The sequence below is a fragment of the Novosphingobium sp. UBA1939 genome (assembly GCF_002336885.1).
Classification (GTDB): domain Bacteria; phylum Pseudomonadota; class Alphaproteobacteria; order Sphingomonadales; family Sphingomonadaceae; genus Novosphingobium.
Map to the genome: position 1 here is coordinate 21,686 of NZ_DDFB01000060.1, position 7,537 is coordinate 29,222.

The 7,537-nt window shown below is 64.7% G+C and carries 8 protein-coding genes; 4 read left to right on the forward strand and 4 right to left on the reverse strand.

The window, feature by feature from the left end; translation table 11 throughout:
• Positions 1–68 precede the first annotated feature (68 nt).
• The 3 genes from B3547_RS08870 (at position 69) to B3547_RS08880 (ending at position 1,432) form a co-directional block, all read left to right on the forward strand.
• The gene (locus tag B3547_RS08870; RefSeq protein ID WP_022677864.1) at positions 69–296 is read left to right on the forward strand and encodes a F0F1 ATP synthase subunit C; all 228 of its coding nucleotides are present in this window, start codon (positions 69–71) and stop codon (positions 294–296) included.
• 82 nt (positions 297–378) lie between these two features.
• Entirely contained in the window at positions 379–873 is a 495-nt protein-coding gene (locus B3547_RS08875) for an ATPase (RefSeq protein WP_292962248.1), read from the forward strand.
• Entirely contained in the window at positions 866–1,432 is a 567-nt protein-coding gene (locus tag B3547_RS08880) for a hypothetical protein (protein WP_124807294.1), read from the forward strand. The genes B3547_RS08875 and B3547_RS08880 overlap by 8 nt, the downstream gene beginning before the upstream one ends.
• 86 nt (positions 1,433–1,518) lie before the next feature.
• On the opposite strand, the gene B3547_RS08885 is transcribed toward B3547_RS08880, so the two are convergent.
• The 3 genes from B3547_RS08885 to rpsA all read right to left on the reverse strand — a co-directional run bounded on the left by B3547_RS08885 (position 1,519) and on the right by rpsA (position 5,162).
• On the reverse strand, positions 1,519–2,550 hold the full coding sequence (locus tag B3547_RS08885) for a LacI family DNA-binding transcriptional regulator (protein WP_124807295.1): 1,032 nt from the start codon (positions 2,548–2,550) through the stop codon (positions 1,519–1,521).
• A gap of 29 nt (positions 2,551–2,579) precedes the next feature.
• A complete protein-coding gene (gene gloB, locus B3547_RS08890; RefSeq protein WP_292962260.1) occupies positions 2,580–3,344 on the reverse strand; it encodes a hydroxyacylglutathione hydrolase in 765 nt (254 codons plus the stop codon).
• Between the two features lie 117 nt (positions 3,345–3,461).
• Positions 3,462–5,162, reverse strand: coding sequence for a 30S ribosomal protein S1 (rpsA, locus tag B3547_RS08895; protein ID WP_124807296.1), 1,701 nt, complete (start codon positions 5,160–5,162; stop codon positions 3,462–3,464).
• Positions 5,163–5,623: 461 nt separating this feature from the next.
• Between rpsA and B3547_RS08900 the strand changes: the two genes are divergently transcribed.
• The gene (locus B3547_RS08900; RefSeq protein WP_124807297.1) at positions 5,624–6,157 is read left to right on the forward strand and encodes a GNAT family N-acetyltransferase; all 534 of its coding nucleotides are present in this window, start codon (positions 5,624–5,626) and stop codon (positions 6,155–6,157) included.
• Positions 6,158–6,927: 770 nt separating this feature from the next.
• On the opposite strand, the gene B3547_RS08905 is transcribed toward B3547_RS08900, so the two are convergent.
• The coding region (locus B3547_RS08905; RefSeq protein WP_292962255.1) for a glutamate ligase domain-containing protein at positions 6,928–7,537 on the reverse strand (610 nt) is incomplete at its 5' end.

Genomic DNA, 7,537 nt, shown 5'->3' on the forward strand with positions numbered 1-7,537 from the left:
CCGGTTGTTTTGCCGAATATTTTAGGCGCAACTTTTCCACTACGGATCTGAAAGAGGGAGTTTTTATCATGGACGCACAGAGCGCGAAGCTTCTCGGCGCTGGTCTTGCCGCCATCGGTGCTGGCCTTGCATCGCTGGGCGTGGGCAACGTCTTCGCCAAGTTCCTCGAAGGTGCGCTGCGCAACCCCGGCGCCGCTGACGGCCAGCAGGGCCGCCTGTTCATCGGCTTCGCCGCCGCGGAACTTCTCGGCCTGCTTTCGTTCGTCGTTGCCATGATCCTGATCTTCGTCGCCTGATCGCGACGACGTCAGTCATTACGAACGAATGTTGATGGAACGACCGGGGTTCGCCCCGGTCGTATGATGCGCGGACCGACCGATGCCTCAAATCGCACAGCTTGCCACCACCTATGCCAGCCAGGTCTTCTGGCTGCTGGTGTTTTTCGGCCTGATCTTCTTCGTCATCGGCCGCGGCATGGTGCCCAAGGTCATGGCGACCGTCGACCAGCGCGACAAGCAGATCGCCGATGACCTTTCCGCCGCCGAGGCTGCAAGGGCTGCCGCCGACGCCGAGGAAGAGGCATGGCGCGTGCAGGAAAACAAGCGGCGCGCCGAAGCGCAGGCGCTGATCGCTACGGCCAAGGCCGAAGCCGCCAGCACCACGCAGGCGAGCCTCGATGTCGCATCCGGCAAGATCGAGCAGACGGTTTCGGCCGCCGAAGCCCGCATCGCCGCCGCGCGCGACGCTGCGCTGACCGAGATCGAAGGCGTTGCCGCATCGGCCGCGCAGGACATCGTCAGCCGCCTTGCCGGCCTTTCGGTTTCGGCCGAACAGGCGCAGGGCGCGGTGAAGGGAGTGCTGGCCAATGGCTAATGCAGAAGCCGCGCACGGCGAACTGACCGCCGGCGTCGAACAGCCGCATGGCGAGGCGCATGGCGAAGAACCGACCGTCGCCGGTCTGGGTGCCGGATGGTTCGTGGCGCTGGCCATGTTCGTGTTCCTTCTCATCCTCGTGTGGAAGAAGGTGCCGGGCCTGATCGTCGGCGGTCTCGACAAGCAGATCGTCGCCATCCGCAAGCAGTTGGACGAAGCCAAGGCGCTGCGCGCCGAAGCCGAAGCGCTGCGCGCCGAATATTCGGCCAAGATCGCCAATGCCGAAAAGGACGCGGCCTCCATGCTGGAGCACGCCCGCCACGAAGCCACGGCGATCGTTGCCAAGGCCGAAGCCGATACGCGCGATGTGATCGCCCGGCGCGAGAAGATGGCGGCCGACAAGATCGCCGCGGCTGAACGCGCTGCGGTGGAGGATCTGCGCGCCAGGGCCGCATCCGCCGCCGCCGCCGCCGCCGGTCAACTCATCGCTGGCCATCATGGCGCGGACGCCGACAAGGCATTGGTGAACAGCGCGATCGCGGGGCTAGCTACGCACTGAGCGCGGTCTTCGAAGCCTTACGCTTGAAAAGGCCCCTTCCGCCGGTCGCGGGAGGGGCCTTTTCTATTCCGGCCAATTACGCGATGTCAGGCCCGCGTCGAACCGCGCACGACGAGCCGCACGGGAACGCGCCGCGCGGAACCTTCCTCGCCATTGATCATCGCCAGCAGGCGATCGACCAGCAGCGTGCCGGCGGTCTGGAAATCGGGTTCGATCGTGGTGAGCGGGGGTGAGGACCACGCCCCGGCGCGGATGCCGTCGAACCCCACCACGCCCACGTCTTCGGGCACGCGCACGCCGCGCGCGGTCAGTTCCTTCAGCGCGCCCAGCGCCATCTCGTCGCACACCGCGAAGATGCCGTCGAATGCCGCGCCGGATTCGACCAGCCGGGCGGCGGCGCGCCGGCCCTGCTCTTCGCGCGGGAGGCCGCTTTCGATATGTTCGAGGCGCGGTTCCAGCCCGGCATTGTCCATTGCCTGGGCATAGCCTTCGTAGCGTTCGATGAACTGCCGCTGGGGCGAGGTGAGTGAGCCGATGCAGACGATACGGGTATAATCGCGCACCAGCATGTGGCGCGTCGCCAGCGTGGCGCCCGAAAGGTTATCGCTGCGCACCCATGCGAAATCATCGCGCGGCGCGCCCCAGCAGACCCAGTGCGTTCCTTCCGGCAGCTTGCCGAAATAATCCCACGCTGCGGCGTTGGAGGTCGTGCCGATCACAATCAGGCCATCCGCCTTGCGCCGTTCCTGATAGTGGCCCCAGAAGTTGTCCGGCCCGTCCTGGAAGGACACCAGCACTTCATAGCCGCGCGCCGAAGCGGCGGCGCAGGCGCTGCCCAGCAGCGAATAGTAGAATGGATTGATGTCCTTCCGGTCCTGCCCCGGTCGGCAGATCAGCACGATCGCCAGCGTCCCCGTGCGGCCCCGGCGCAGGCGCGCGGCGTTCTCGTCCACCTGGTAGTTCAGCTTGCGCGCGGCTTCGGCCACGCGCAGCCGCGTCGGTTCGCTGATCGAGGGATCGCCCGCCAGTGCGCGGCTGACCGTGGACTGGCTGACCCCCGCCGCTTCGGCGACGTCAAACGACGTGATGCGCGGCGGACGCTTCGCGGTTCCGGTCATCGTCTGTATGCCCCCCTGTATGCCGTCCGTCAGCGGAACGTGTCCTTCGCGGTCCGTAGCGCCGCGAACGTCGCCACCGCGTCGCCACCGCCCCAGCGGGCCTGCACGGCGGGATCGTCGGCGCGCAGGAAGGGATTGGTGGCGAGTTCCCGGTCAAGCCGCGCGGGCACGGCGGGCAAGCCATCGGCGCGCAGGCGTTCGATCTCGGCCGCGTAGTCCCGCAGCGCGGCGTTGTCCGGATCGGCATGGAGCGCGAAGCGGGCGTTGGAGACGGTATATTCATGGGCGCAGCAGATTGCCGTTTCGGGCGGCAGCGTCTTCAGGCGCGAGAGACTGTCCCAGAATTGTGGCGCCGTCCCCTCGAACATCCGCCCGCAGCCGAGCGCGAACAGGGAATCGCCGACGAAGGCGGTCTGCGCGCCGGGCACGTAATAGGCCACATGGCCCAGGGTGTGGCCGCCCACATCGATGACCGAGGCCTCCCATGCCCCGAGGCGCACCGTATCGCCCTGGCCCACGGCGCGATCGACGCCGGCGATCTTCGCCGCATCACCCGCCGGCGCGGTGATCGTGCAGCCCGTCGCAGCCTTGATCGCCTCGTTGCCGCCGGCATGGTCGGGATGCCAGTGCGTGTTCCATATCTGGGTGATCGTCCAGCCCCGCGCCGCCGCCTCGCGCAGATAGACGTCGGCTTCCGGCGTATCGATGCACACCGTCTCGCCGCTGGCGGGATCGTGCAGCAGATAGCCGTAATTGTCTGACAGGCAGGGGAACTGGTGAATCTGGAGGGGCATCATCTCTCACTCGCGGTCGCGGGGCGTCGGGAACCCTAGCCTTTGCGGCCGCACAAAGCAAAAGCCCGCCCGGATCGCTCCGGACGGGCCTTTGGGTTGCTTGCTTCTAAGCGTTGCTTAGCTGCGGTTCTTCAGCGCTTCGCCGAGGATGTCGCCCAGCGACGCACCCGAATCCGACGAACCGTACTGTTCGACCGCTTCCTTCTCTTCGGCCAGCTGGCGGGCCTTGACCGAGAAGTTCGGCTTCTTCGAACGATCGAAGCCGGTGACCATGGCATCGAGCTTCTGGCCGACCTGGAAGCGGTCCGGACGCTGTTCGTCGCGGTCGCGGCCGAGGTCCGAACGCTTGATGAAGCCGGTCGAGCCGTCTTCGCCAGCCTGCACTTCGAGGCCGCCATCGCGGACTTCCAGAACGGTGACGGTGACGACTTCGCCACGGCGCAGCGAACCGGTGTTGCCGCCGGTGGCCGGAGCGCCCTTTTCAAGCTGCTTCATGCCCAGGCTGATGCGTTCCTTCTCGACATCGACGTCGAGCACCACGGCCGAAACCTGCTCGCCCTTGCGGTGCAGCGCCAGCGCGTCTTCGCCCGAGATGCCCCAGGCGATGTCCGACATGTGAACCATGCCGTCCACGTCGCCATCGAGGCCGATGAACAGACCGAACTCGGTCGCGTTCTTGACTTCGCCTTCCACGGTCGAACCGACCGGGTGCTTTTCGGCAAAGGCTTCCCACGGGTTCTGCTGGGCCTGCTTGAGGCCGAGCGAGATGCGGCGCTTGTCGCTGTCGACTTCCAGCACCATGACGTCGACTTCCTGGCTCGTCGAAACGATCTTGCCGGGGTGGACGTTCTTCTTGGTCCACGACATTTCCGAAACGTGGACGAGGCCTTCGATGCCCGCTTCCAGTTCCACGAACGCGCCGTATTCGGTGATGTTGGTGACGGTGCCGCGCAGCTTCGCGCCGACCGGGTACTTGGCGGCAACGCCATCCCACGGATCGCTTTCAAGCTGCTTCATGCCCAGGCTGATGCGCTGCGTATCCTGGTTGATGCGGATGATCTGGACGCGCACGGTATCGCCGATGGCGATCACTTCGCTGGGGTGGTTGACGCGCTTGTAGCTCATGTCGGTGACATGGAGCAGGCCGTCGATGCCGCCGAGGTCCACGAACGCACCGTAATCGGTGATGTTCTTGACCACGCCGTCGATGATCTGGCCTTCCTTCAGGTTCTGGATCAGGCCCGAACGCTGTTCGGCGCGGGTTTCTTCCAGCACCGCGCGGCGCGAGACGACGATATTGCCGCGGCGGCGGTCCATCTTGAGGATCTGGAACGGCTGCGGCACGTCCATCAGCGGGGTGACGTCGCGCACGGGGCGGATGTCGACCTGGCTGCCGGGCAGGAAGGCCACGGCGCCGTCGAGATCGACGGTAAAGCCGCCCTTCACGCGGCCGAAGATCACGCCTTCAACGCGCTTGCCTTCGCCGAATTCGGATTCGAGTTTGTCCCACGCGGCTTCGCGACGGGCGCGGTCGCGCGACAGCATGGCTTCGCCGTCGGCGTTTTCGACGCGGTCGACATAGACTTCGACTTCGTCACCGACCTTCAGGCCATGGGCCTGGCCGGGGGCGGCGAATTCGCGCAGCGCGACGCGGCCTTCGCTCTTGAGGCCGACGTCGATAACGGCCTTGTCGTTTTCGATCGCGGTGACGGTGCCCTTGACGACGCGGCCTTCAAAGCCGCCATTGCCGGCAGCGCCGAGCGATTCGTCGAGCAGCGCGGCGAAATCGTCGCGCGTTGGAGTTGCCGTAGAGGCCATTCAGTTACGTCCTAATCTTACGGTTTTTCCGGCCAGGCGGTTGAGTCCGCCGGTCTTTCACACCGGAGCATATCCGGGGCTAAGGGCCGAACCGTCCCCCGGACCGGATGTCGCGGGGAACATTCCAAAAGCGCTTGCGAACCATTGGAACGGTCGCGCGCCTAGACCAATCGCTGTGGAAAAGCAAGCATAACGGGATCGTCGGAGGCATGGCCGGCGGGCGGACGTGCCTGCGGCGAGCCCTGTCGCGCGAGTAGAGCATCGGCGCGCTCCATGTAATCGCGGTCATAGACTAAAGTCTTATGTTTTTATCGGTGCAATTGCCGCCGCGATAATGGCAATCGGGATGGGCTGGCAATTTGGCGGGAAAAGGTCTTGGGGTTGTCCCAGATCAAAGCCTGCCGTGTTGCGAGTGCTAACAGGCCGCCATTGGCATGGAATGATCCCAAGGAGATGCCCTGATGACTGGCACGACATTGCCCGGACTTGCGGAAACGACCGAAATGACCACGCGCGATGGCGTGGTGCTGTCGATCCGGCCCGCCTTTGCCGAGGACGAACCGGCGCTGGAAGAATTCTTTGACAAGGTGAGCGACGAAGACCGCCGCTTCCGCTTCCTGTCCGCACAGAAGCATGTCGGGCATGAAAAGCTCGAATTGCTGACTCATGTCGATCACTGGAAGACCGAGAGCTTCCTTGGCTTCGACAAGGCGACCGGCGAACTCGTCGCCTCGGCGCTGCTTGCGTGCGATGCGCAGATGGATTGCGGCGAAGTGGCCGTGTCCATCCGCGAGGACTATCGTGGGCGCGGCGTGGCGTGGACGATCCTCGACCACGTCGGTCAGGAAGCGCGCCGCCGCGGCCTGAAGCGCGTGATCTCGATCGAGGACCGCGCCAACCACGCCGCGATCGAACTGGAACGCGAACGCGGCTATAGCGCGCACGCCGTCGATGGCGATCCGCATCTGGTCCTGCTGGAAAAGCGGTTCGACTGACGGCGCGCGTCAGGATCAAGTAAGGAGCCCACGGGTCGCACCGGGGCCAGGAAGCCGGAAGCGCGGGATGCGCTTCCGGCTTCCGCCGTGTTGGGGCGTGGAGAGTGGGCTGATTTGGCTGGTGTGGGTGGTGGTCTTAGTGGGGGCTTTGAGAAGGAACGGATGTTCAGTTTACGGTCCTTGCATCCACTTTTTTGCTGCGATTGCGCCCGTTACGATCAGGACCATAAGACTAATTGGCAATGTTTCGGTGGGAGCCGCGAATAATTGTAGCGGATAGGTGATGCCGTCGAAGTTTACGAGGTGATCAGCGATCAGAAGTGCGGACATCATTATGCACGCTGCCAACGCTAAACCGGGTTTGCGCTTCCAAATCAAAATCACAGGTAAGGGTGTCAAAATAATCGTGTCCAATAGCGCGATAAATGGCCATATTATCGGGAGAAATGCATACCACATGGGCATCCACTATCGTGAAGGTGTTAATATCGCGATAGGTTAGCAGTGTCAGCTTTGTTGTCTTGTCAGGAAAGGACCGCGGTTGCAGGAAAGGCGGGGGGTGAAATGTCTTCAAATCTCTATGTCCGTTCGTCCTGAGCTTGTCGAAGGACGCGTGATACGGTCATATCTTGAAACGGCTTGCCACGCGAAGGCCAGCCCCGCGCGCGTCCTTCGACAGGCTCAAGATGAACGGGGCTGGGCAAGCCCAGTGCCCGTCCGCGAGCGAAAATCAACAAACCGGTGTCGGATAATCCCGGCCGCCCGCAGGCTCACCCCAACCGCCCCAAAATCCCCTGCGCGAACTGGCTCAGTGTGTCGTCGCGGGCGCCCATGATGACCACGCGGTCGCCGGGGCGGGCGATTTCCACGATGCGGTCGGCGCAGGCTTCGCGCGCGGGCACGTATTCGGCGTGGCCGCCGTGCGCGCCGATCAGGTGGACGATGCGTTGGCTGCCCTGCGAACGGTCCACGGTGCCGCCGAAATAGACCGGATCACACAGGATCGTCACGTCGTCGGGGTCGAGCCGGGTGGCCAGCACTTCGGCCAGTTCAGCGCCCATCTGGCGCAGCGGGCCATAGCCGTGGGGCTGGAAGAAGGCCATCACGCGGCCGGGATGCGCTTTCAGCGTCGCCAGCGTGGCGGCGACCTTTTCCGGGTTGTGGCCGAAATCGTCGATCACGGTGATCCCGGAGGGGCTGGTGCCGACGATGTCGAAGCGGCGGGCGAGCCCCGCGAAGGTGGCGAGAGCGGAGACCACCCGCGCCACCGGCACGCCCGCCGCCGAGGCGCCGGCGATCGCCGCCAGCGCGTTGGCCAGGTTGTGGGTGCCCGACAAGGGCAGGCGCTTACGGCCAATCTCCTTGCCCAAATGGCGGATC